Source organism: Cellvibrio mixtus subsp. mixtus J3-8 (assembly GCF_000766945.1).
Classification (GTDB): Bacteria; Pseudomonadota; Gammaproteobacteria; order Pseudomonadales; family Cellvibrionaceae; genus Cellvibrio; species Cellvibrio mixtus_A.
On record NZ_KN266221.1, the window covers coordinates 2,843 to 5,827 of the forward strand.

2 protein-coding genes are annotated in these 2,985 nt (G+C 50.4%); both read right to left on the bottom strand.

The genetic code is table 11. The annotated features are described in order from the left end of the window. A partial coding sequence (locus A596_RS23290; protein WP_200882999.1) for a hypothetical protein occupies window positions 1–681 on the bottom strand: 681 nt, incomplete at its 3' end. A gap of 78 nt (window positions 682–759) precedes the next feature. Then, window positions 760–2,985: DUF1592 domain-containing protein (locus A596_RS21715; protein WP_152600270.1), on the bottom strand; the 2,226-nt coding region annotated here is incomplete at its 5' end.

Here is a 2,985-nt window from a genome sequence, read left to right on the forward strand (position 1 = left end):
TGTAGTACCGCCACCGCCGCCAGTGTTGCCACTGAAAATACTTGCTAATGCCTGGGTAGGATTGTCCTGGCACGGGCCAATATTGCTACACAAGGTACCGTTAGTGGTTGCTTTGGCGCCCAGATAAATTGAGGAACGTGGTGTGCTGCTACCCAAAACGGATGCGATACGCTTATCCATGGTGGGAGAGTTATAGTCGGTTACTCCCAATGAATTGAGTGCAGTTTGGTGACCTGCAGTAATCACGTCTACCTGGCGGAAATGGCAAATATCGGAAACTCCATAACCATCCGGACCATAGGCGCGAGTGATCTGGTTCATCTGGCTGGCGCTGGATGGCATCCAGGCGCCAGATGCGGCACCACTATTCAGGTAACAAAATACAACGCGTTTGTTCGTTGCGTCTTGTGCCATAACGTGACGGTTGGCAAGCAAGCCGCCTAATAATGCGGAACCTCTCAACAGGCCTGCAGAAATGCCTGATTTGGCAACCAGGTCAAGGAAGCGACGGCGATCCTGTTTGACAAAATCCTCACGGATTTTTTTATTACCGCTGTAATAATCTTCTTTTAAATAGGCATTAAGTGCGGCAGGGCCTGCTTCGAGCTTTTTAAAATGTTCCATCGCCTCGAGCGCATCTTCCTCGGGTAAATGGCGAAATCTGCTATCAATCTTTTTCATAACCAAACCTCTTGGATTTAGAATTCTGTTTTTTTGGTTGTCCAGTTGACAGGTGGGGCTAACCCCACCTGTCCAGCCTTAGCGACGGAAACGAATTACGTTAGATGTACCCAACTCTTTCAACATGGCTCTCGGGTTGCCATTGCTGGCAGCGAGTCTGGTTTTGAGTGTGTCTGCTACACACGCCAATTGGCCTTGTTGTTGTGTGGTAAGCGCGGTTTCCTGCGTGTCATCCTGGAATTGTCTGCTTAGCGCATAACCGGTTGCGAAGCGGAATGATTTTTGGATCAAACACGCATTAACACCGGGCAGGTTGTTGGCAACCATGACTTTACCGAGGTCTTTTGAGCCATTGAATGGCAAACCTGGTGAGCCGGTATCTTTCTCGGCATTCACTTCTGCGAAGCCCACAATTCCTACACCGTTGGCACCGAACAGGCGGCCACCGTTGTTCACCATTGGGATCTCAACATTGTTGCTGCGCGCTTCGTTACCATTCAGGTCCATCGCTTTTTGTACAACCTTGCCGTTAACAACACTGCGTGGCATACCAAGGTGGTCGAAGTCATCCACACCGAAGAGCGGGTTGATGATCGCGTTGTGGCATTGATAACAAGGTGTTCCCTCAACGGCGGTTTGCATATCATAGAACTGGGTGGTGGTCAGGTTGCCCGCTTCCAGCGCTTTTTGCGCATCGGCGGCTGCCTTGTCACGCAAGCCAGTGTTATCTACGAATGACGTCGGCAACGGAATGTTTTGACACAACATATCCTGACGAACATGCACAGCACGTTTGATCGGTGAAGTACGGCCAGCGTGTGCATTAACGGTCATGAACGCACCGGAGGACAACACACCACCGCGCTTGGATGCCGCAGTGTTAACCATACGCCAATCTGTTGCACTGGTACCGCCACCGGAAATACCGTAGTACGACGACAATGTGCTGTTCAGCATGGTGTAGTCACCGGTGTAGATATCGGTAAATGGCAGGTTGTTGTAGAAGGCATATTTGTAGATTTCGCGAATTTCCTGTGCCATGGAATCTTTCACTGCTTGCGTGAAATTGGATCCAGCGGTACGGGTCATATTCACAACATCATCAGTACGGAACCACAGGCCGGCGAAACGACCGATTTGCGCTTTACCCAGGTCTGAATCAAGCAAGCGATCAATTTGCTGGTTAAGTGAGGTTGCATTTTCCAGTTGGCCATTGGCAGCCGCACTCAACAAGGTTCTGTCCGGCGCACTACCGGTATACATGTAAGCCAATGACGCAGCAAACTCGTAGGGATCCAACGCGTAGGCAGTGCCGTCTGCAGATTGGAATACCGAGCCACTACCCCATGACTGGGCGCGAGCCTGGCTAACAGGAATACCCAGCTCGGTGCGATACAGGAATTGTGGAGACATCAACACAGTCTGAATCGCCCAGCGCAAACCGGTAGAACCATTGCGAACAATTGCGGTGTACTCGGTTTTCTCTTCGTTGGTCAAAGGACGACGGAAGGCCAGATACGCAAAGTTGTCGAGGAAACTGGTTGCACAATTTGCAGAAGTGGTGTCGCTGCAATTCAATGATGAAATTGCATTGTTGGTAATTGCCCAGCTAGCAATGTCTTCAGCATTTTTCTTGTAAGACAACAAGCGCGCTTCTGAAATTTGCTCGGTCAGATGGTTTGGCAGGTTGGCAACGGTTTTGTCCGGGTTAGCCAATTCCTTCGAGGCAAAGTTGTTCGGTAATGTTCTGTTGAACAATGCCTGCATCGAGTTGTGGTACTCGAAAGAGGTTAACAACTTAACAGAACGCATACCGTATTTGACTGGCGAAGTGGTATCGCAAGCTACGCCGTTATCCTGGTTCCTGCCTCTGAGTGACCACAGGAACGCAGCAAGGTGCTCACCGCAATTTGCAGCGGTACAGGTTGCGTAAGAGCCTAGCATCCGCTCATTAATGAAACGTGCCAACTCGCTTACGCTTGTGCCGGTGTAATTGCTGGATGGGAAGTTAGCCGGGTGTTTCCAGGCATTAACGTCGAAGCTGATAGCACCATCGGTGAAACGCCCATCGCCATCGCTATCCTTATGGCAGCCTTGGCAGCCAACAGTGCTGAACAGGTTTTTACCTGTTGTCGCATCACCCACAAATGCAACGCTGCTTGAACTGCGTGAGGTTGTTGTGGTTACGCTGGATGAACTTCCAACAGAACTAACGCTGCTTGAACTTCTGGAGGTTGATGTAGACGTAGAAGTCGTGCCACCGGTAAATACAACACTCACCGGAGTAGTTCCCGCTGACGGAAT